Here is a 20,044-nt window from a genome sequence, read left to right as displayed (position 1 = left end):
CTCGGCTGCCGGTTTGGTTCCCTTGGCGGAGGCCGGGGTGCGGCCTCCGCCGTTGGCTTGCTTACTACGCGTGCCCGGCCGCCGCGATATTGTTCTGGCCGAACTGGCTCGTGTTGTTGTTCACGGTCACGCCGTCGATGAAGGCCGATCCGTTCGCGGTCGCGTTGACGACGTTCTGCAACTGGGTCAGGCTCTGCGTCGCGTCCACCGACGAGCGGAACGTCGGCGATGGCGGCAACGGATTCCACGACGTCTGGGTCATGCCATGGCCGCCGCGGACGGCGCGCATGGCGTGGTGGTCGAGTTCGGACGTCACGGTCAGGTCTCGGATGATCAGGGTTTTCATGATGATGCTCCTTGAAGTCAAATGTTCAAATGTTTTACAGGGGGATGGCGGCGTTGTTGGCGGCCCATTGCAGCGGGCTCAACGTGACGTCGGGGGCGGTGAAGCCGGACCCGATCACGCCGTTGTTGTTCAGGACGTTGACCTTGATGTCCTGCACCTGGCCGATGCGCTGGTCGAGGTTCAGGTTCACGTTCACGTTCGGCCCGAATGCCTGGCCGCCCCGGATCGCGGACATGGCATGCGTGTCCAGCGCGCGCGTGCGGGCGAGGTCTTGGATGACGATCGACGACATGGTGTTCTCCTTCGTTCCGTGTTCCGGTTCAGATGACCAGCAGGTTGTTCTGGCCGAACTGCGACGTGTTGTTGTTCGCGGTGACGCCGCTGACGAACGCGGAACCGTTGGCCGTGTCGTTGAGGACGTTCTGGACCTGGGCCAGGTTCTGCGTCGCATTGACGGTCGTCGCGTAGGACGGCATCGGGAACAGCGAGTACGACGGGCTGCTCGTGCTGTAGCTGTCCATTTTCTGGCTGCTGGCGTTGTGGCCGCCGCGCACATGTGCCATTTGCTTGTGATCCAGTTCGCAGCTCACGGCCAGGTCTTTGATGTTCAGGGTGTTCATGTCGATTCTCCTTGCGTCGGTGATTTGGGTTGAAAGAGCGTTTGATTTGCGCTCACCAGGGTATGAGCAGAATGCGTGCCAGGCCCGAAAGCCCCGTAAAACCGGGCTTTCTTGTGGATCGGGGAAGAAAGTGGCGGGTGCGGACCAACAGCGGCATAAAAACTGTTGGATCGTGCCGAACGCTGGATTTGGCGATGCATACAAAAAGCCCGGCTGGCGGGCCGGGCTGCGTCGATATCGAACTAAACGGTTTATAGCGTTTATTTGCCTGGCTTGGGCGGCGTCGCGCCCGTGCGGAAGTCGACGATGCTGTGGGGCCGTGCCGGCGCCGTCCCTGCTGGGCGCAGCGCGCCGGCGTGGGAGCGGGCGCGCGCACCGCCCGAGATCGCCTGCATGGCCTTGCGGTCCAGGTCCGTGTTCTCGGTCAAATCCTTGATGGTGATGGTGGCCATGATGTCCTCCTGAAAAATGGGTAAAAGCCCGGCCATCGCGAGATGGCCGGGCCGGCGGGGATTGCGGTGCTTAGTGGCCGATCAGGGCGTTGTTCTGGCCGAACTGGCTCGTGTTGTTGTTCGCGGTGACGCCGTTGATGAATGCCGAACCGTTGGCCGTCGCGTTGGTCACGTTCTGCAGTTGCTGCAGGTTCTGGTTGACGTCGACGGTCGACGTGTAGCTCGGGCTGGAGTACGGCATCGGATACAGCGAATACGACGGCTGCATCTTGCCGTAGCCGCCACGCACGCGCGCCATCGCGCCGCGGTCCAGGTCGCAGGTCAGGGCCAGGTCTTTGATCGTCAGGGTTTTCATGGTCATGCTCCTTAACTAAATGATTGGGTTGGTTGGTGAGCCGGTTTCGTCGCGCTCACCCAAGTCTTTGCGAGAAGCGTGCCAGCCCCTTTTCGGCCTGTTTTGCGCCATCGACAGGGGTTTTTCAGGCGCATCCGGTGGGAACAACCCAACACCTGCCGACAGCTTGTTTGGCCGGGAACAACACACCGCCTGTGCGGTGAATTTGCACACCGCCCCAGTGTCTGAGGAATAGACATGGACAACCTCGCCGACACCCTTCGCCAGTTCCAGAGCGGCGCCCTCGGACAAGCCGAGATGCTGGCGCGCGTCGACCGCCTGCTGGCCAATACGCCCGAGACCGTATCGAACCTGCTGAAGACGCTCAACGACGCCCACCGCCGCGCGCCGCTGCCGGCCGAGGTCTACGGCGAGGTCGAGCGCCGCATCGCCCAGGCGATCGAGGCGCGCCAGAGACAGCGCGTCGGCGACGAGGAAACCTATGTCCAGACCAAGCCCCTGCAACCGCCCACGCAGCCGGCCGGCATCGCGGGCGCCCCGCCCGGTGCGCCGGTCGAGCGCATGAAGGGCGTGGGCGACACGCTCAACGGCCGCTTCGTGCTCGAGGAGTGCGTCGGCTTCGGCGGCATGGGCACCGTCTACAAGGCCCTTGATCTGCGCAAGCTGGAGGCGTCGGATCGCCATCCGTACATCGCGATCAAGGTGCTGAACGTGCAGTTCCAGGGGCACCCCAAGTCGCTGATCGCCCTGCAACGGGAGGCGCGCAAGGCGCAGACGCTGGCCCATCCGAACATCGTCGCCGTGTACGACTTCGACCGCGACGGGGCGATGGTCTACATCACGATGGAATACCTGCCCGGCAAATCGCTCAGCCAGTTGCTGCGCGCGCCCGATTTCCGCGTGCCGCCGTTCGACGACGCGATGAAGATCGTGAGCGGCATGGGCCGTGCGCTCGCGTATGCGCACGAGCGCGGCTTCGTTCACTGCGACTTCAAGCCGGCCAATGTGATTCTCACGGAGTCGGGCGGCGTCAAGGTCATCGACTTCGGCATCGCGCGCGTGTTCCAGAAAGCGGAAGAAGATTCGGACGTGACCGTCTTCGATCCCGGCAGCCTGGGCGCGTTGACGCCCGCGTATGCGAGCCCGGAGATGCTGGAAAACCGCGAGCCCGATCCCCGCGACGACATCTATGCGCTCGGCTGCATCACGTACGAATTGCTGACGGGCCGCCATCCGTTCAACCGCATGTCCGCGCTGCAGGCGCGCGAGGCCGGCCTGCGTCCGCAGCGTCCGCCCGGCCTCGGCCACCGGCAATGGCGCGCGCTGCGCAATGCGCTCGCGTTGCGGCGCGAGGCGCGCACGCCCACCGTCAACGGTTTCCTCAAGGAGATCGGCGCACGGGAGCCGCGGCGCCGGCGTCAGGCATTGATCAGTACCGGGGCCGTGCTGGCCGCCGCCGCCGCGGCCCTGGTCGTGTTCGTCGCGCTGCGCCTGCTGCTGCCCCGGCACGGCGGCGGGCAGGTCGCGCAGGCGCCGTCTCCGGCCGTCGTCAAGAGTCCGCCTGCTCCCGCGCCCGGGCCCACGCTGGCGGCCGTTTCCGCCGTCCTGGCCGGCGTGCCGTGTTCGGCCCTCGTCCCGGCCGTCGACGGGCATGCGGTGCGCGTGCAAGGCTATCTCGCGCGCAGCGTGGGGCCTGCGCGCCTGAAACAGAAGGTGGCGGCGCTGCCGGGCGTGGGCCGCGTCGACCTGGCGCTGCAGGAGATCGGCGACGACAAGTGCGCGCTGATGGGTGTCCTCGGCCCCTACTGGGTCGCTGGCCGCATGGCGCACCGCGGCGGGTCGCTGCGCCTGAATGGAGGCAGCGGCAAGGGCGGCGACCTGACGGCGGGCGACACGCTGATGGTGGACGTCGTCACGCCGGACTTCCAGTCGTATGTGACGGTCGATTATTTCGTCCTCGACGGGCACGTCGTCCACCTGCTGCCCAACGCGTCCGCGCGCGAAAACCTGGCGCCGCCGCGCTACACGGCCACCGTCGGCAGCCTCGGCAACTGGGTGATCGGCCCGCCGTTCGGCACCGAGATGCTCGTGCTGGTGGCCACGCCGGTCCCGCTGTTCGACACCATGCGGCCGGATGCGGAAGGCGGGCCGGCCTACCTGCGCGCGCTGGACGAGCGCCTGGCGCGGATCGCCAAGGCGCACGGCGCCGGCGCGGTCGCCGTGGATTTTTTGCAGATCACGACGCATGCCGGACGTTAGCGAGTGCATGCCGCGGTTCACTCGAGCGAACGCGCGACCCGGAACCCGTTCTGGGACTGGCGCACGCTGGCGTCGTACTTGAAACGCGTCGTGGACAGCATATAGCTGCCGTTCTCGCGCCACGAGCCGCCGCGGATCACGCGCGCCTGGCAGGTGCCGCCGACCCAGGCGCTGCCGTCGTCCGGCGCGCCCTTGTACGTGCTGTGCCAGCAGTCCTGCACCCATTCCCACACGCTGCCGTTCATGTCGTTCAGGCCGAACGGGTTGGCGGTAAAGCTGCCGACGGGCGGCGGATGCTCGGCGTTCCACGGTTCGCCGCAGCCTTCGCAGCTGGAATTGCCGCCTTTCATTTGATCGCCCCACCAGTAGCGGGTGGCGGTGCCGCCGCGTGCCGCGTATTCCCACTCGGCCTCGGTCGGCAGCCGGTACGGCTTGCCGCTCACCGTGCTCAGCCATTTGAGGTAGAGCTGGGCCTCGTCCCAGCTGACGTCGCGCATCGGCAGATTGTCCGGCACATTGCCCAGCGACGGCATGGCCGGGCACACGCTGGCCCGGACGCACTGGCGCCACTGGCCCACCGTGACTTCGTACTTGCCGATCGCGAATGGCGTGTGCAACGCGACCTTGTGCGCGGGGCGCTCTGACGGGTCGCTGTCGTTGCTGCCCATCGTGAACGGCCGCGGCGACAGCGCGACCATCACCGGACAGGCATCGCAATCCTTGATCGTGGCCACGGAGCCGGCCGGACCCGGTGCGGGCGCGGCCGCGGGCGCGGGCGGCGGGCGTGCCTTCTCGGTCGGCTTGGCCGGCACTTTGTCCTGCCGCGGTGGCGGGGCGGTCTTTGCCTGCTCCGGCTTGGCCGGTGCCGGTGCCGGTGCCGGTGCCGGTGCAGGCTGCTGCGGCGGCGCCTGGGCTTGCGGCGCCGCCTTCAGTTGCTGGAGGCGCGCCCGCGCCAAGGCGGCGAAGCGTCCCTTGGGATAGGCCTGCAGGTAAGCCTCGTAGTCGCTGGCCTGCTTGCTGTCCTTGATGGAGTTCCAGAACGCCAGCTCGAACTGTTCGGCGCTGTTCTTGGGCAGCACGCCGGCCGGCGCGACGGCCGTCCCGACCGATGCCGTCAGCCCCACGAGTATGCACAGGATCAAGAGCCTCATCCACACGGGGCGCCTCCGCAAGTGTCAGGAAACCGCTTAGACCACGGACGGCCGCGATTGTGCCGGCCACACGTTTGTGCGACCACAGATGCCGCGCACTCCGATTGACGGATGCTGCCGGAACAGCGGCCGGTCCGCCGGGAGAGATTGATGCGCAAAACAATGGTCTTGATCGCGACTGCGGCCATCCTGCAAGCCGTGCCGGTGTGCGCGCGCACGCCGTCGCCCGAGAACGCGCAGGTGTACTTCATCTGGCCCAGCGACGGCATGGTCGTTCATGGCGCCTTCTGGGTCCGCATGGGCTTGCGCAACATGGGGGTGGCGCCCAAGGGCACGGACCTGGCGAAGACGGGCCATCACCACCTGTTGATCGACACCGACCTGCCCAAGAACATGGACGAACCGGTACCGAACGACCGCAACCACCTGCACTTCGGCGCCGGCGAAACGGAGGCGCGCGTCGAATTGCCGCCCGGGCCCCATACGCTGCAATTGCTGCTGGCCGACAAGGATCACATCCCGCACGACCCGCCCGTCTATTCGAAGAAGATCACGGTCACGGTCAAGTGAGCCGGCACCGCCAACAGGACAACAGGAGCCTCCGATGCGTACGTCATCCGCCGCCGTCTTCGTTGTTGCCGCCCTGGCCGGCGCCCCGGCGTTCGCCGCCGAGCCGACGCCGGCGCCGCCCAATGCCTACGTTTACATCGGCTGGCCCAACGACGGCCAGGTGGTGGCGGCGAACAAGCCGATCCGCGTCTGGTTCGGCCTGCGCAACATGGGGGTGGCGCCGAAAGGCGTCAAATTCCCGAACACGGGGCACCACCACCTGCTGATCGACACGGATCCGCCCGGGCCGGGCGTCGAGATCCCGAACGACCGCAACCACCTGCATTTCGGCGCCGGCGAGACGGAGACGACGATCGAACTCCCGCCCGGCAAGCACACCCTGCAGCTCGTCATGGGCGACGACCGGCACATCACCTTCGACCCTTCCGTCCAATCGAAAAAAATCACGATCATCGCCAAATGAGCGCTCGAACGCGCGCGGCCGCGAACTGTAGCGCGGGGCCGCTGTCTTACGAATCTTACGAACCTGGTCGACCTGGTCGACGTGGTCGATGTGATCGCTTTCGAGGATGGCATGGCGATGGAACGGGCACCGGACATATCCGCCGCACCCGGGCCGGCCCAGGCGGGCGGCGGGGTGAGCGCCTATCTCGAGCTGCTGGGCAGCCGGGAGGTCAGGCCGCAGCTGTTCCCGCTGCACGACGAGGTCGTGATCGGCCGCGACCGCCAGGATGCGCTCGCGTCCGACCAGTTCGTGTGCATCCCGTTGCACACGATCAGCCGCCGCCATGCGCGCCTGCGGCGCCGCGGCGAGGCCTGGTCCGTCGAAGACCTGCACTCGTCGAACGGCACGTTCGTCAACGCCGAGCGCCTGCAGCCCGGCTCGTGGCGCGTCCTGGGCGACGGTGACGAACTGGTGCTCGCGTCCACGCCGCTCGTGTTCCGTTCGCTGGTCGCCCCGAGCGCTGCAAGTAGCCCGACGGTGATCCGCAAATCCGTCGACGCCACCCGGTACGCGGCCACGGCGGACCCGCGCGACGCCACCCGCGGCGAGCTGGAAAAGTCGGTGTCGAAACTGCATGCGATGGCCCAGGTCAGCATCGCGCTGGGCGCCGTCACCGACCGCGCGACGCTGACCGAAAAAATCATGAACTTCATCTTCGACCTGTTCCCGCTGGCCGAGCGCGCCTTCATCCTGCTGCGCCAGAACGAACGCGATCCGCCCGTGCCGGTGGCGGCGCGGCACCGCAACGGCATGGTCGAGGACCCGGGACAGGCGCGGCTGTCGCACACGATCGTCGACGAGGTGCTGGGCAACAAGCGCGCCATCCTGTCGGCCGACACGCTGGCCGATCGGCACTTCGCGGCGCAGGATTCGATCGTCGCCCAGGCCATCCGAAGCGTCATGTGCGCGCCGCTGATCGTCGGCGATGAAGTCCTGGGGCTGATCCAGGTCGATAGCTCGTCCGACCCGCGCGCCTTCCACGAGGCCGACCTCGAACTGCTGACGGGCGTGTGCGCGGAAACGGCCGTCGCGCTCAAGAATTTCCAGCTGTATTCCGACATCGAGCGCCTGCTCGACGGCTTCGTGCGCGCCTCCGTGCAGGCGATCGAGGAGCGCGACCCCGTCACGGCCGGCCACTCGTTCCGCGTGGCGAGCTATGCCGAGCGCCTGGCCACGGCGCTCGACCGCGCCCAGGACCCGCAACTGCGCCGCATCGCTTTCACGCGCGAGCAATTGCGCGAGATCCGCTACGCGGCGCTGCTGCACGATTTCGGCAAGGTCGGCGTGCGCGAGCACGTGCTGCGCAAGGAAAAAAAGCTGCACCATGCCGACATGCGCCTGCTGGAACAGCGTTTTCTGTACGCGCGCGCCTGCCTGGAGCGCCAGGCCTACCACACGCTGGCGCAGCGCCACATCGACGAAGGCTGGAGCGCGGCCACGTTCCAGGCCGAACGGGACAGCGCGGACGCGCGCCTGGCGGAGGAAGCGGCCCGGCTCGACGGCTTCCTCGCCACGATCCGCAGCGCCAACGAGCCCGCGATCTCGCGCACCAGCGCCCTGCCCGACCTGCGCGACATCGTCCACTACGGCTGCCACGACCCGGACGGCCAGCCCCTGAATCTGCTCGAGGAGCACGAGGTCGCGGCGCTGAGCCTGTCGAAAGGATGTTTGACGGCGGAGGAGCGGCGCCAGATCGAGGAACACGTGGTCGATTCGTATTCCTTCCTCGTCCTGATCCCGTGGACGCGCGACCTGGCCGGCGTGCCCGCGATCGCGCACGGCCACCACGAAAAGCTCGATGGATCGGGCTATCCGTCCGGTTTGCGCGGGCCGCAGATCAGCATCCAGACGCGCATCCTGACGATCTGCGACATCTATGACGCCCTCACGGCCGGCGACCGGCCGTACAAGAAGGCCGTGCCGGTGGAACAGGCGCTGGACCTGATGCACGAGGAGTGCGACGCCGGGCATATCGATGCGCGGCTGTTCCAGGTGTTCGTCGACGCCCGCGCGTGGATGGGGGGATGATGGCGGCCCGTCTTCTCGGCTTGATCACCGCCCTGCTGCTCGCCGCCTGCGCTGACGTCAGCATGCGCCCGTACGCGCAGCCGTCCGTGCCGGCCAAGACGGCGTGGGCGAACTCGGCCACGCTGCCGTTGTCCAAGACGGAGCTGATCGTCCCCGACTGGTGGCACGAATTTCGCGACCCTACCCTCGACCAGCTCGTGAACCGCGCCCTCGCCGGCAATTTCGACTTGGCCGTGCTCGCCGCGCGTATCGGCGTGGCCAATACCCAGATCGGAGAGGCGCGGGCCGGCGCGCTGCCGACCCTCGACGCGGGCGCGGGCGCGAGCTTCGAAAAAGTCACCGGGCAACCGTTCACCAAGCAATTCAATCTCGCCACGCAGACCAACTGGGACATCGACATCTGGGGCAAGGTCGAAAAGGGCGTGCAGGCGCAGAAGGCCGAATTCGCGGCCACGGAGGCCGACTGGCGCGCCGGCTATCTGAAACTCGTGTCGGACGTGTCGACGACATATTTCGAGATCCTGCAGTTCGACGAGCAGATCGAGCAGCAGCGGCAGACGCTGGCCAGGAACCGCGACATCCTGGCGACCTACCAGGCGATGGCGCAGAACGGGCTCATCCCGCAGACGCGCGTGCTGCAGCAATCGGCCGAGGTCAACCGCCTGTCCACGGACCTGATCGAATTGCAGCGCCTGCGCGCGCTGGCCGGCAATGCGCTGGCCACCTTGATCGGCGTGCCGGCCGGCGATTTCCAGCTGCCGGCCGGCCGCCTGCAGGAGCGGGTGAGCGTGCCGGAAGTGCCGGCCGGCCTGCCGTCGCAACTGCTCAAGCGCCGGCCCGACGTCGTGGCGGCCGAGTACCGCGTGCTGGAAGCGTACGACCTGACCGGGCAGGCCAAGCTGGCGCAACTGCCGTCGATCAGCCTGACGGGGCGGGGCGGCACGTCCAGCTTCGCGCTGTCGTCGCTGCTGAAATCGTTCACGTTCGGGCTGCTGCCCAGCATTAATTTCCCCATTTTGGATCCGGGCGTGAAGGCGCACGTGAAAACGTCCGAGGCGCAAACGAAGGTGGCCGAGCAGTCTTACCGCCAGACCGTCATGGCCGCGTTCGAGGACGTGGAAAACGCGCTGGTGAACCTGGAGGCGCACAAGAAGCAGCGCGCCGAGCTGCAGCAGCAGGTCGACCAGCTGCGCCTGGTGGCAGAGACCACGGATGCGCAGCGCAAGGAAGGCGTGGCGTCGCAGCTGGAAGTGTTCGAGACGGAGCGTTCGCTGCTGGGCGCGCAACTGGCGCTGCTCGCCAACCGCCAGCAGATCCTGTCCGACACGGTGACCTTGTACAAGGCGCTGGGCGGCGGCTGGCCGCCGGTGGAGGTGGCCGCCGATGGCCCCTGACGACGCCCTGGTGAGCAAGATGCAGGCGCCGCCCTCGCCACGCGTCGGGATCGTGCTCGAACCGCTGAACCATCCCGAGCTCGGGCCGGTCGCCATCGACGACGGCCTGTTCGCCATCGGCCGCACCGAGCCGCCGTTCGCCGGCTATCCGCCCGACGTCGTCGCCGACCTGTCGCGCCGCCACGCGCGCATCTTCGTCGAGGGCGGCGACGCCTACCTGGCGGACCTGGGCAGCAAGAACGGCACCACCGTCAACGGCGTGGCGGTGCGGCAAACGATCGTGCGGCTGCACGACGGCGACGAGGTCGGCCTGGCCCGCGTGCTGGCCTATCGCGTGCGCCTGCAGCCGGCGCCGCCCGCGTCCGCGCCGGCCGCGCGGCTCGCCAGCCTCGTGCTCGAACCGGAGCGGCCGGAACTCGGGCTGGAACCCATCGTCGTCACGAGTTTCCCCTTCCTGATCAGCAAGGTCGACGATGCGTTCTCCCGCTACAAGGACAAGGAACCGCACCAGGTGGGTTATCTGTCGCGCCGCCATGCCCACCTGTTCCTCAAGGGCGGTGTGCCGTACGTGGAAGACCTGGGCAGCACCAACGGCACGTTCATCGGCGCGATCCGGCTCGACGAACATGCGCATGCGCTCGAGGAGGGCGACGTGCTCGCGTTCGGCGGCCACCACTTCGTCTATCGCGTGCGCCTGCAATGGGAGCCGGCCGGGCCCGAGCCGACCGTCACCCGGGTCTCGTTCCCGACCGCGGGTGCCGTCGCCGCGGCCGACGCCGACCATACGACGTTCGTCGCCTCCGCCGGTTCCTTCCTCGACATCTTTTGCGCCGACGACCACGCGGCCGCCCAGGAAGACGAGGTGAATCCCGCCGCGGCGGCGCACCCCGCCGGCGCCGAGCCGCCGGCGGACGCGCGCGGCAAGGCGGCGCGGATGGCGGCGGCCCTGCTGGAAGCGCTGGGCGCCGCCGGCGACGCCGACCAGGCGCGCTTGCGCCGCTGGCTGGCCGTGCCGGCGGCGCTCGTGGTGGCGGCCGTGCTGTTGTTTCATGTGTCCGGCGCGCCGGAGCGGGCGTTGCAGGGCCTGGTCGACAGCGGCGACTTTACCGGCGCCGCCCGGCTGGCCGACGACCGCCTCGCGCGCGACCCGGACAATGCCGACGTCAAGTCGCTGGGCACGGAAGCGTTGATGAAAGCCGAACTGCCGCAATGGATGGCCGACGTCAAGGCGCGCCGCTTCGACCGCGCGGCGCAGGCCGTGGCGCGCATGCGTCACCTCAGCCGCAACAATGCCGACGCGCAGCCGCTCGTGGCGGAAATCGCCTGGGTCGGCGGCGTCGAGCAATTCGCCCACGCGCGCGGCGGCGCCGATGCGCCCGTGCGCAATCCGGCCGACGGGGCGCGCGTGCGGCGGATCGTGCGGCAATGGCAGGACGATCAAGCGGCGCACCAGCGCGCGTTCGCGACCATCTCGGCCTATGTGCCGGCGTTCCGCGACACGTATGCGCAAGCGGCCAGCGACCTGCGCAAGCTGGCGCTGGCGGGAGGCGGCAATGGCAACGACGCATAAACCCGTGCGGCCGCTGATCGGCGCACTGGAGGACCACAGCGACGAGGGCATCGGCATCCTGACGGCCGCCCCCGCGCGCTTCACGCACCTGGCCATCTACGTGATGGTGGCGCTGGTGCTCGTGGGCCTGGCGTGGTCGTTCTTCGGCCGCGCCGACGTGCTCGTCATGGCGCCGGGCACGCTCGTGCCGGCGTCCGAAGTGCGGCGCCTGTACGCGCCGATCGACGGCGAACTGGCGAACATCTACATCGCCGAGGGCCAGCCGGTGCTCAAGGGCGACGTGGTGGCGCGGCTGTACGCGCGCGGCGCCATCGAGGCCGCGCGCAACGCGCTCGAGGCGCGCCTCAAGCTGGAGGATGCCGAGCGCGAATGGAAGGAGTTCCCGCAAAAGAAGGCGCTGCTCGACCAGCGCGTGGCCGCGCTCAAGGATGCGATGGACACGGAGGAACGCCAGCACGCGCGCCGCCTGGCCGAAGGCACGAGCCGCCTCGCCGCGGGGCAGCGCGCGCAGTCGCAGGAAGCGCGGACGAACCTCGCGGACGCGCGCCGCGCCCGCGATGCGGCGCGCGACGAGGCGGCCAAGTACGAGCGCCTGTTCGCGCTGCCCGGCGGCGGCGGGGTCTCGCAATTGCAGGTCGAGGGCAAGAAGAATGCGCTGCAGGCGGCCGAGAACGCGGTGCGCGTGGCCGAATCGCGCGTGAACGAACTCGCCGCGCGCCAGGGCCAGGAAACCACCGAGGCCCAGTCGCAGCTGGAAACGAGCGGCCAGCAACTGGCCAGCCTGCGTCTGCAATACGAAGCCGCGACGCGCGAGGCGACCAACGTCGAGGAAAAGTTGAGATTGCAGGTGCAGACGGCGCGATTGGTGGCGGACGCCGCGTCGCGCATCCAGTTCGAGAACATCGACAAGGATAACTTCCTGCGCATCCTCGCGCCCGTGGACGGCGTGATCACCGAGGTGACGTCGACCCAGCCCGGCGACAAGATCCAGGCCAACACGCCGCTGGGCGGCATCGTGCCCAAGAACACGCGGCCCATCGTCAAGATCGAGATCGCCGAGCAGGATCGCGCCTTCCTGCGCGAGGGCTTGCCGGTGCAACTCAAGTTCAATGCCTTTCCCTACCAGCGCTACGGCATCCTGCACGGCACCCTGCAGACCATCGCGCCGGCGACCCGCGCCTCGCCGCAGACGCGATTACCCGTCTACGAAGGCCGCGTCGCCCTCGACCGCGACCACTACACGGTGGGCGACACGTCGTACCCGCTGCGCTACGGCATGACGGCAAGCGCGGAAATCGTCGTGCGCAAGCGCCGCCTGATCGACCTCGCCTTCGATCCGTTCCGCCAGATCGGCGGGTGACCGCTACTGCGGGAGACCGTTATAGCCCTCGGAGGCCGCCTTCAGCTGCAGGAAGACGACCTCCGCCGGCAAGGTCTCTCCCGCCCGCAGCTTCGTGCGCGGATCGTCCATGACGGGCGTCAGCATGAGCTTGCCTTCGACCCGGTTGGCGACGAAATATGCCTTCATCGCGGGCACGTGCACGACGAAATCGCCGGCGCCGTGGCGATAGCGGCTGACGAGCCGCGCCACGGCCGCATTGCCCAGTTCGGACGCGCGCCAGCCCTGGCGCGATCCGAGCACGAAGATCGACGTGGCCACGCGGTCGCCGACCATGACCGGGAACAGGTTGCGCCGGATATCGACGAGCAGCGTTTCCGGATTCGTCTGCCCGGTAAAGGCGCGCAGGGCGTCGAGCCGGACCCGGTACACCTGCAGCGGTTCGCCGAGCGTGGCCTGGCGCACTTCGTCGACCGAATTGAAACCCAGCGCCGCATAGTTGCCGGCATTGACGACCTGCCTGAGCGTGGCCAGCCCGTGCTGGGCGGCGGTCGTTTCGTTGTTGCTGGGGCGGGGTTGGCTCATTTGGCATCCGCCCAGCAAGCAGGCCATTAAAACGATCGACGCGAAAGGAAGTGTGCGCATGTTAGTCACCTTTGTACGTGATGTTGTAATAGTCGTTCCAGTGGGTATGGTCACCGGCTTTGCTGACGTAGTCGGCATACGTCATGAGGGTTTCGGTGCCGCCGACCAGCGTATCCAGATTCGTATAAGGTTCGGGATCGTTGACGTCCACCCATTGGACGCCATTCACGGTGAAATAACCTTTTACGACCATCATGTGACCGCCGCCGCCGGGCCAATGCCAACTGAAGGCGACCGGTTTCTTTCTGCAATAAATCTGCGATTTGAGCTGGCTGAACGTGAGGGCGGTGTCGGAAGTCTGATCGGCCGAAAAATTGTATTTCTCGTATTCCGGCCAACCGCCGTTATTGCAGCTGCCGCCATTATTGACGCAGCACGTCGTGAGGCCGAAGCGATTATTGGCCTGCACGCATTGGGCCACATCGCGGCCCAGGAAACGCATGGTCATCTGGCCACTTGCTGCCCAGCACCAATTCGATGCTTGCTGCGGCAATTTCGGGACGTCGATCGTGGCCACCAGCGGTGGATTGCAACAAGCGGATAAAGTTCCTAATGCAAAAAGTCCGCAGAGAATATGTGCGCTTTTCATTGCAGTGACCTCCAGCAAATCAGCAATTAATATCGGGAATTATTCAGCGCGACGGCGGCGTAAATAAACCCTCCAGCTAAAGGTATATGCAGAACGATGGCGAACCCAACCTTATTCCCGTGATCTATTGAGGTTGCTCATTTAGCCGAATTTAATTTCAATTGCTTAATATTTCTGATCGAGAAAACCGGTGCAAGCGCACATGCGGTATCATCGCGTCCATGCGTCGCCTGATCCTCATCATCCTGCTGCTGGTCTATCCATTCCAGGTCGCCCTGGCCGTGGCGGACAAATGCTGCGCGATGACGCCGGATGGCGTGACCCACCACAGCGTCGCGGCCGGCGCGGCGCATGCCGAACCCGTGTTCGTGGCCGACGACGACGGCGCCTCCGCTGCCGATCCGCATTGCGCGGCCTGCACGTTTGCGCACACGGCCTGCCTGCCGGCACCATTCGTCGTCGTCCCGGTCGTTCGCCGGCATGCGGTCAACGCCGCGTTTTTCCCGCCGTTTCTCACCGCCCCGCCCGCCGGCCGTCCCGAACGGCCGAAATGGTCCGCCGCCGCCTGACCCGCGCGCGGCTTATCCTTCGCAGGCTTGATGCCTTGCAATCTCCGCGCGCCTGAATCGACCATTTTCAGGAGCACGCATGAACACATCCAGACATCTGGCGGTGTTGGTCGTCGCGTCCGCATTGGCTTGGCGCTGCGGCGCCGAGCCCGTGCGCGCCGCAGCGCCGGACACCGCATCCATCGACTTATCCACAGCAATCCAGCTCGCCCTGGACCAGCCCGCCGCACGCGCGGCCCGGCACGAAGCCCAGGCGAGCGAAGCACTGGTCGACCAGGCCGACCGCCTGCCGAATCCCGCGCTGTCGTATCTGCGCGAAGGCCAGCAGGCGGGCACGCGCACGACCACCGTGCAGATCGACCAGCCGATTGAGCTGGGCCATAAACGCCGGGCCCGCGTCGCCCTCGCGCAGGAAGCGGCCGGCCTCGCGCGGATCGACGCGCAGGTGCGGCGCCAGGCCATCCGGGCCGACGCCATCGCCGCCTATCACGACGTCCTCGTCGCCGGACACCGCCTGGCGCTCGCGCAGGCATTGACGGATCTGGCGCGCAGGACCGTCGACGTGGCCGCCAAGCGCGTGGCGGCCGGCAAGGTCTCCCCCATCGACGAGACGCGGGCCCGCCTCGCGGCCGTCGACGCCGCGACCGCATCCGCCCAGGCGACGGCCGCGCTGGCCATCGCGAGAAGCCGGCTGGGCGCGCTGATCGGCCGGCCATCATCGGCCATCGTGCTCGCGGACGAGAGCGAGGCCTTGCCGGATGCAGGCCCCCTCGCCGCCTTGCTGGCCCGGGCCGGCGAATCGGCCGCCGTCCGGCGCGCGCACGGCCAGCTCGCGGCCCGGCGGGCCCAGGCTGACGTCGAGCGGGCGGCGCGCGTGCCCGACGTCACCTTGTCGGTCGGCACGAAACGGGATGACCAGGTCGGCCGGCGCCAGGCCGTCGTCGGTTTATCGATGCCGCTGCCTCTGTTCAACCGCAACGAGGACGCCTTGCGCGCGGCCTTGCGCCGCGTCGACGCGGCCGGCGATGAGTTGGCCGCCGCCGAGGCCGACACGGCCGCGGCATTGACGGCCGCCCACACTCGCTACGAGTCGGCCAGGCACGAAGCCCGGCTGCTGTGCGACGAGGTCGTACCGAACGCCAGGAACGCCTATGAGCAGACCTTGAAGGGTTTTGAATACGGAAAATTTTCTTTCCTGGATGTGCTCGATGCCCAGCGCACTTGGTTCCAGGCGCAGTCGCGCCGGTGGGACAGCCTGGAGGGCGCATGGCGCGCCTATGCCGACATCGAACGCCTCGCCGGACAACATTGAAGAGATCACCATGACGAAGAAACAGACACTGGCGATCGCGCTGCTGTGCGCGCTCGCCCTCCTCCTGGCCGGCTCGATGCTGTGGCGCGCGCCGGAATCTCCCAAGCAAACGGATGCGCACGGCCACGATCGCGCGGCGGCCGACGAAACGGCGCAAGGCGGCGCCGGCGCGCGCGGCATCGCGATGACGGCTGCGCAAATCCAGGCCAACGGCATCGCGCTCGACACGGCCGGCCCGGCCACCCTGCGGCAGCGGCTGCACCTGCCCGCGCAAGTGAAAGTCGATGCGGAACGCACCGTTGCGCTGGCCGCGCCTGCGCAAGGCATCGTGCAGGCCGTGCTCGTCTCGCCCGGGAGCGTCGTGCGCAAAGGGCAGGCGCTCGTGACGATCCAGAGTCCGGCCGTAGCAAGCTGGCGTGCCGAGGCCGCGCGTGCGCACCGGCGCCTCGCGCTGGCGCGTACGACCTATCGACGCGAAAAAACGTTGTGGGACGAGCGCATCTCCGCGCGCCAGGACTATGAGGCGGCCGCCACGGCCGTGCAGGAAGCGGAGATCGCCGCGCAGGCCGCGGCGCAACACCTGGCCGCCCTCGGCATCGAGCCCGGGCGCGCCGTGTCGGGCAGCGTGACGGTGCGCGCGCCGATCGCCGGCGTCGTCGTCGAGAAGCCGGCCGTCGCTGGCCAGGCCGTCGACGACATGAAACCCCTGGTGACGATCGCCGATCTGTCGCACGTGTGGGTCGAGGCGGCCGTGCCCGCCGACAGCCTGGGCCAGGTCGGCGCGGGCATGGCCGCGAAGATCAGCGTGGGCACGCAGCCGGACGAGATCGACGGCACCGTGGCCTTCCTCGGCCCCGTCCTCGGCGAGACGACGCGCATGGCGACCGCGCGCATTGTCCTGCCGAATCGCGACGCACGCCTGCGGCCCGGAATGCTGGCGAGCGTCGATTTGCTGGGACCGCAGGAGCGCGCACCCGTGACGGTGGCGAGCGACGCCATCCAGACCATCCACGAGCATAGTGTCGTGTTCGTCCGCACGGCCGCCGGCTTCCAGGCGCGCGACGTCGTGCCCGGCGCCTCGGACGGCAAGCGGACGGCGATCGTGCGGGGGCTGGAGTCCGGCGCGGTGGTCGCGGCCGGCGGCAGCTTCCTGCTCAAGGCCGACCTCGGCAAGAGCGAAGCCGGACACGACGATTGACGAGGCCGCCATGTTCCAGAAACTCATCGCATGCGCCATCGCGCGCCGCTGGCTCGTGGTGCTCGCCGTCCTCGCCCTGGCGGGATTGGGCATTTATAACTACCAGCGCCTGCCGATCGACGCCGTGCCCGACATCACCAACGTGCAGGTGCAGATCAACACGGCGGCACACGGCTATTCTCCGCTGGAAGTCGAGCAGCGCATCACCTTCCCGATCGAGACGGCGATGAACGGCCTGCCGCGGCTCGAGCAGACCCGTTCGTTGTCGCGGTACGGCCTGTCGCAGGTCACCGTCGTCTTCCAGGAAGGGACCGACATTTATTTTGCGCGCCAGCTCGTGAACGAGCGATTGCAGCAGGCGAAGAGCCGGTTGCCCGGCCAGGCCGAGCCGACGCTGGGCCCGATCGCGACGGGCCTCGGCGAAATTTTCTACTGGACCGTCGAAGCCCGCGCCGATGCCGTCAAGCCGGACGGTACGCCCTATTCGCCGGCCGACCTGCGCGAGATCCAGGACTGGATCGTGGCGCCGCAGCTGCGCGGCGTGGCGGGCGTGACGGAAGTGAACACGATCGGCGGCTATCTGAAGGAATACCAGGTCGCGCCGGACATGGCGAAGCTGACCGCGCACGGTCTGTCGCTGGCGACCCTGACGGATGCCATCGCCCGCAACAACGTCAACGCGGGCGCCGGCTACATCGAGCGGGGAGGAGAACAGTTCGTCGTGCGCACGCCGGGGCAGCTGACATCGCTGGAAGAGATCCGCAACATCGTGCTCGACGTCGTCGACGGCGCCCCCGTGCGTGTGCGCGACGTGGCCGACGTCGAACCGGGCCGCGAACTGCGCACGGGCGCCGCCACGGAGAACGGCAGGGAGGTCGTGCTGGGCGCCGTCTTCATGCTCATCGGCCAGAACAGCCGGGCCGTGGCGGACAGCGCGCGCCGCAAGCTGGACGAAGTCAACCGCTCGCTGCCGCCCGGCGTGCAGGCGTTGCCCGTGTACGACCGTTCCGTGCTCGTGAACAAGGCAATCGGGACCGTGCGCAAGAACCTCGTCGAAGGGGCGCTGCTCGTCGTTGCAATTTTATTCGTGTTCCTCGGGAACCTGCGCGCGGCGCTCGTCACCGCACTGGTGATCCCGCTCACGATGCTGCTCGTGTTCACCGGCATGGTGGAAACCGGCGTCAGCGCCAACCTGATGAGCCTGGGGGCGCTCGACTTCGGCATCATCGTCGACGGCGCCGTCGTCATCGTCGAGAACTGCATCCGCCGGCTCGGTCTCGCCCAGGCCGCGGCGGGCCGCCCGTTGACGCCCGCGGAACGCCGCGTCGAAGTGGCGCTCGCGGCGGCGGAGGCGAGACGGCCGCTGCTGTTCGGCCAGCTGATCATCATGACCGTGTACTTGCCCATCCTCGCGCTGTCCGGCATCGAAGGCAAGATGTTCCATCCGATGGCGATCACGGTCGTGATGGCGCTGGCCGGCGCGATGGTGCTGTCCGTGACGTTCGTGCCGGCGGCCGTCGCGCTGTTCGTCAGCAACGTGGCCGAACACGACAACCGCCTGATGCACAAGGCGCGCGACCTGTACCGGCCGCTGCTCGATCGGGTGCTGCGCAACCGCCCGGTGGCGTTGACGTTCGCGGTCTTGAGCGTGCTGCTCACGGGCCTGCTGGCCACGCGCCTGGGCACCGAGTTCGCGCCGAACCTGAACGAAGGCGATCTGGCCGTGATGACGGTGCGGATCCCCGGCACGAGCCTGCAGCAATCGGTGGCGATGCAGCAGAAGCTGGAAAGTGCCCTGCTGCGCGAATTTCCCGAGATCGAGCGAGCGTTCGCGCGCATCGGCACGGCCGAGGTGGCGACGGATCCGATGCCGCCCAACGTCGCCGACAGTTATCTGATCCTGAGGCCGGAACGGGAATGGCCCAAGCCGCGCCGCTCGCATGCGCAACTCGTGGCCGCGATCACGGAGGCCGCGCACCGCATCCCCGGCAACAACTACGAGTTCTCGCAACCGATCCAGCTGCGCTTCAACGAGCTGATCTCGGGCGTGCGCAGCGACGTGGCCGTCAAGGTGTTCGGCGACGATACGGCCACGATGCTCGCGACGGCCCAGCGCATCGCCCAGGTCCTGGGCCGCTTGCCGGGTGCGGCCGACGTCAAGATCGAGCAGACGGAAGGCCTGCCCGCGCTGACGCTGGCCGTCGACCGCGTCAAGGCTGCGCGCTACGGCTTGAACGTGGCCGACGTGCAGGAAGCGTTCGGAACGCTCGTCGGCGGCCGCGACGTAGGCACCCTGTTCGAGGGCGACCGCCGCTTCGCCATCACCGTGCGTCTGGCGGAAGGGGCACGCAACGACATCGAGACCTTGCGCCGCCTGCCGATCTCCCTGCCCGCGCGGGACGGGCGCGCGGCCAGCATCCCGCTGTCCGAGATCGCCACGCTGGCGTTCGTCCCGGAGGCGAACCAGATCAGCCGCGAAAACGGCAAGCGCCGCATCGTCGTCACGGCTAATGTGCGCGGGCGCGACCTGGGGTCGTTCGTCGCGGATGTGCAGTCCGGCCTGCGCCAGGTGACATTGCCGGCCGGCGTATGGCTCAGCCTGGGCGGGCAGTTCGAGAACCTGCAGGCGGCGGCCGGGCGCCTGGCCGTCGTCGTCCCCGCCGCGCTGGCGCTCGTGTTCGCGCTGTTGTACCTGATGTTCGGCAGCGTGAAGGACGGGCTGCTCGTGTTCAGCGGGATTCCGTTCGCCATGAGCGGCGGCGTGCTGGCGCTGTGGCTGCGCGGGATGCCGCTGTCGATGTCGGCGGCGGTCGGGTTCATCGCGCTGTCCGGCGTCGCGGTCTTGAACGGGCTCGTCATGCTGGCCTTCGTGCGCTCGTTGCGCGATGCCGGCAGCACGCCCGAGGACGCCATCCGCGAGGGGGCGCAGGCGCGTCTGCGCGCCGTGTTGATGACGGCGCTCGTCGCTTCCCTCGGCTTCTTGCCGATGGCGCTGGCGACGAGTACCGGCGCCGAGGTGCAGCGGCCGCTGGCGACGGTCGTCATCGGCGGCATTCTGTCGTCGACGGCGCTCACCTTGCTGATCCTGCCGGCGTTGTACACGTGGGCGCACCGAAGTTCCCGCGATCGGAGACATCGTTGA

19 protein-coding genes are annotated in these 20,044 nt (G+C 68.0%); 11 read left to right on the top strand and 8 right to left on the bottom strand.

The annotated features are described in order from the left end of the window. Positions 1-64 precede the first annotated feature (64 nt). From ISF28_RS18095 to ISF28_RS18075, 5 genes are all read right to left on the bottom strand, one after another. Positions 65-346, bottom strand: coding sequence for a hypothetical protein (locus ISF28_RS18095; RefSeq protein WP_198118574.1), 282 nt, complete (start codon positions 344-346; stop codon positions 65-67). Positions 347-380: 34 nt separating this feature from the next. Continuing rightward, positions 381-638 carry a hypothetical protein gene (locus ISF28_RS18090; RefSeq protein ID WP_198118573.1) on the bottom strand — a complete coding sequence of 86 codons (258 nt, stop codon included), beginning with the start codon at positions 636-638 and terminating at the stop codon, positions 381-383. Positions 639-666: 28 nt separating this feature from the next. After that, positions 667-966, bottom strand: a complete 300-nt coding sequence (locus tag ISF28_RS18085) for a hypothetical protein (protein WP_198118572.1) — start codon at positions 964-966, stop codon at positions 667-669. A 260-nt stretch (positions 967-1,226) separates the two neighbouring features. Next, positions 1,227-1,418, bottom strand: coding sequence for a hypothetical protein (locus ISF28_RS18080; protein ID WP_198118571.1), 192 nt, complete (start codon positions 1,416-1,418; stop codon positions 1,227-1,229). Between the two features lie 70 nt (positions 1,419-1,488). Next, positions 1,489-1,773, bottom strand: coding sequence for a hypothetical protein (locus ISF28_RS18075; RefSeq protein WP_198118570.1), 285 nt, complete (start codon positions 1,771-1,773; stop codon positions 1,489-1,491). Between the two features lie 237 nt (positions 1,774-2,010). On the opposite strand from ISF28_RS18075, the gene ISF28_RS18070 reads away from it, so the two are divergent. Beyond that, the gene (locus tag ISF28_RS18070) at positions 2,011-4,032 is read left to right on the top strand and encodes a serine/threonine protein kinase (protein WP_198118569.1); all 2,022 of its coding nucleotides are present in this window, start codon (positions 2,011-2,013) and stop codon (positions 4,030-4,032) included. Between the two features lie 17 nt (positions 4,033-4,049). Here the strand turns inward: ISF28_RS18070 and ISF28_RS18065 are convergent, their stop codons facing one another. Next, a complete protein-coding gene (locus ISF28_RS18065; RefSeq protein WP_198118568.1) occupies positions 4,050-5,183 on the bottom strand; it encodes a formylglycine-generating enzyme family protein in 1,134 nt (377 codons plus the stop codon). Positions 5,184-5,333: 150 nt separating this feature from the next. On the opposite strand from ISF28_RS18065, the gene ISF28_RS18060 reads away from it, so the two are divergent. The 6 genes from ISF28_RS18060 (at position 5,334) to ISF28_RS18035 (ending at position 12,610) form a co-directional block, all read left to right on the top strand. Further along, a complete protein-coding gene (locus ISF28_RS18060; protein ID WP_370663461.1) occupies positions 5,334-5,753 on the top strand; it encodes a DUF4399 domain-containing protein in 420 nt (139 codons plus the stop codon). Positions 5,754-5,787: 34 nt separating this feature from the next. After that, positions 5,788-6,216 carry a DUF4399 domain-containing protein gene (locus tag ISF28_RS18055; RefSeq protein ID WP_198118567.1) on the top strand — a complete coding sequence of 143 codons (429 nt, stop codon included), beginning with the start codon at positions 5,788-5,790 and terminating at the stop codon, positions 6,214-6,216. An 81-nt stretch (positions 6,217-6,297) separates the two neighbouring features. Further along, complete coding sequence (locus ISF28_RS18050; RefSeq protein ID WP_370663460.1) at positions 6,298-8,286, top strand: HD domain-containing phosphohydrolase; 1,989 nt, start codon at positions 6,298-6,300, stop codon at positions 8,284-8,286. Further along, a complete protein-coding gene (locus tag ISF28_RS18045) occupies positions 8,283-9,680 on the top strand; it encodes an efflux transporter outer membrane subunit (protein WP_198118566.1) in 1,398 nt (465 codons plus the stop codon). The genes ISF28_RS18050 and ISF28_RS18045 overlap by 4 nt, the downstream gene beginning before the upstream one ends. After that, positions 9,670-11,250, top strand: coding sequence for an FHA domain-containing protein (locus ISF28_RS18040; RefSeq protein WP_198118565.1), 1,581 nt, complete (start codon positions 9,670-9,672; stop codon positions 11,248-11,250). The genes ISF28_RS18045 and ISF28_RS18040 overlap by 11 nt, the downstream gene beginning before the upstream one ends. Next, entirely contained in the window at positions 11,234-12,610 is a 1,377-nt protein-coding gene (locus ISF28_RS18035) for a beta-barrel domain-containing protein (protein ID WP_198118564.1), read from the top strand. The genes ISF28_RS18040 and ISF28_RS18035 overlap by 17 nt, the downstream gene beginning before the upstream one ends. Before the next feature lie 3 nt (positions 12,611-12,613). On the opposite strand, the gene ISF28_RS18030 is transcribed toward ISF28_RS18035, so the two are convergent. Together ISF28_RS18030 and ISF28_RS18025 are read right to left on the bottom strand one after the other, a co-directional pair. Next, a complete protein-coding gene (locus tag ISF28_RS18030; protein WP_198118563.1) occupies positions 12,614-13,174 on the bottom strand; it encodes a hypothetical protein in 561 nt (186 codons plus the stop codon). A 61-nt stretch (positions 13,175-13,235) separates the two neighbouring features. Next, the gene (locus ISF28_RS18025) at positions 13,236-13,823 is read right to left on the bottom strand and encodes a C39 family peptidase (protein ID WP_198118562.1); all 588 of its coding nucleotides are present in this window, start codon (positions 13,821-13,823) and stop codon (positions 13,236-13,238) included. Between the two features lie 221 nt (positions 13,824-14,044). Here ISF28_RS18025 and ISF28_RS18020 point away from each other — a divergent pair, with 221 nt between their 5' ends. The 4 genes from ISF28_RS18020 to ISF28_RS18005 all read left to right on the top strand — a co-directional run bounded on the left by ISF28_RS18020 (position 14,045) and on the right by ISF28_RS18005 (position 20,044). After that, positions 14,045-14,392 (top strand): hypothetical protein, encoded by a 348-nt coding sequence (locus tag ISF28_RS18020; protein WP_198118561.1) that lies wholly within the window; start codon positions 14,045-14,047, stop codon positions 14,390-14,392. A gap of 79 nt (positions 14,393-14,471) precedes the next feature. Next, the gene (locus tag ISF28_RS18015; RefSeq protein WP_198118560.1) at positions 14,472-15,704 is read left to right on the top strand and encodes a TolC family protein; all 1,233 of its coding nucleotides are present in this window, start codon (positions 14,472-14,474) and stop codon (positions 15,702-15,704) included. Positions 15,705-15,714: 10 nt separating this feature from the next. Beyond that, positions 15,715-16,902: an efflux RND transporter periplasmic adaptor subunit gene (locus tag ISF28_RS18010; protein ID WP_198118559.1), complete on the top strand. Its 1,188-nt coding sequence runs from the start codon at positions 15,715-15,717 to the stop codon at positions 16,900-16,902. Between the two features lie 10 nt (positions 16,903-16,912). Beyond that, positions 16,913-20,044 carry an efflux RND transporter permease subunit gene (locus ISF28_RS18005; protein WP_198118558.1) on the top strand — a complete coding sequence of 1,044 codons (3,132 nt, stop codon included), beginning with the start codon at positions 16,913-16,915 and terminating at the stop codon, positions 20,042-20,044.

Source organism: Massilia rhizosphaerae (genome assembly GCF_016093545.1).
GTDB classification, from domain to species: Bacteria; Pseudomonadota; Gammaproteobacteria; order Burkholderiales; family Burkholderiaceae_D; genus Telluria; species Telluria rhizosphaerae.
The sequence above is the reverse complement of the archived record's forward strand: the minus strand, read 5'-3'. Positions and strand labels throughout refer to the sequence as shown.

Coding starts and splice junctions, on each gene's coding strand:
- ISF28_RS18060 (WP_370663461.1), top strand. CDS start 5,334: ATGCGCAAAACAATGGTCTTGATCGCGACTGCGGCCATCCTGCAAGCC.
- ISF28_RS18015 (WP_198118560.1), top strand. CDS start 14,472: ATGAACACATCCAGACATCTGGCGGTGTTGGTCGTCGCGTCCGCATTG.
- ISF28_RS18095 (WP_198118574.1), bottom strand. CDS start 346: ATGAAAACCCTGATCATCCGAGACCTGACCGTGACGTCCGAACTCGAC.
- ISF28_RS18025 (WP_198118562.1), bottom strand. CDS start 13,823: ATGAAAAGCGCACATATTCTCTGCGGACTTTTTGCATTAGGAACTTTA.
- ISF28_RS18080 (WP_198118571.1), bottom strand. CDS start 1,418: ATGGCCACCATCACCATCAAGGATTTGACCGAGAACACGGACCTGGAC.
- ISF28_RS18055 (WP_198118567.1), top strand. CDS start 5,788: ATGCGTACGTCATCCGCCGCCGTCTTCGTTGTTGCCGCCCTGGCCGGC.
- ISF28_RS18085 (WP_198118572.1), bottom strand. CDS start 966: ATGAACACCCTGAACATCAAAGACCTGGCCGTGAGCTGCGAACTGGAT.
- ISF28_RS18010 (WP_198118559.1), top strand. CDS start 15,715: ATGACGAAGAAACAGACACTGGCGATCGCGCTGCTGTGCGCGCTCGCC.
- ISF28_RS18065 (WP_198118568.1), bottom strand. CDS start 5,183: ATGAGGCTCTTGATCCTGTGCATACTCGTGGGGCTGACGGCATCGGTC.
- ISF28_RS18075 (WP_198118570.1), bottom strand. CDS start 1,773: ATGAAAACCCTGACGATCAAAGACCTGGCCCTGACCTGCGACCTGGAC.
- ISF28_RS18030 (WP_198118563.1), bottom strand. CDS start 13,174: ATGAGCCAACCCCGCCCCAGCAACAACGAAACGACCGCCGCCCAGCAC.
- ISF28_RS18040 (WP_198118565.1), top strand. CDS start 9,670: ATGGCCCCTGACGACGCCCTGGTGAGCAAGATGCAGGCGCCGCCCTCG.
- ISF28_RS18035 (WP_198118564.1), top strand. CDS start 11,234: ATGGCAACGACGCATAAACCCGTGCGGCCGCTGATCGGCGCACTGGAG.
- ISF28_RS18070 (WP_198118569.1), top strand. CDS start 2,011: ATGGACAACCTCGCCGACACCCTTCGCCAGTTCCAGAGCGGCGCCCTC.
- ISF28_RS18020 (WP_198118561.1), top strand. CDS start 14,045: ATGCGTCGCCTGATCCTCATCATCCTGCTGCTGGTCTATCCATTCCAG.
- ISF28_RS18005 (WP_198118558.1), top strand. CDS start 16,913: ATGTTCCAGAAACTCATCGCATGCGCCATCGCGCGCCGCTGGCTCGTG.
- ISF28_RS18090 (WP_198118573.1), bottom strand. CDS start 638: ATGTCGTCGATCGTCATCCAAGACCTCGCCCGCACGCGCGCGCTGGAC.
- ISF28_RS18045 (WP_198118566.1), top strand. CDS start 8,283: ATGATGGCGGCCCGTCTTCTCGGCTTGATCACCGCCCTGCTGCTCGCC.